This window comes from Alkalibacterium sp. m-11 (genome assembly GCF_054658155.1).
On record NZ_BAAGIR010000491.1, the window covers coordinates 1 to 255 of the forward strand.

General features: G+C 40.4%; 1 protein-coding gene. It reads left to right on the plus strand.

From position 1 onward, the window contains the following. A partial coding sequence (locus tag ACYQ2O_RS13285; RefSeq protein WP_459796839.1) for a DDE-type integrase/transposase/recombinase occupies positions 1-255 on the plus strand: 255 nt, incomplete at both ends.

The window sequence follows — 255 nt, forward strand, 5'->3', positions numbered from 1 at the left end:
TATATGATGTTCATCAAGTCAAGGTATCTCATCAAACCATTTTAAATTGGGCTGAAGTGATCTCCTTATGGGTTAAGCCGTTTACGGAGAATTATCCTTACCAGTTATCTGATCAATTTTGTGGAGACGAAACCTATATCCGTATCGGCGGAAAATGGCACTACCTGCTTTTCTTTTTTGACGCTGTGAATAAGATTATCCTGTCTGATCACATTTCTGCTCACAGAGATACAGAAGCGGCGATTGAAGCCTTGC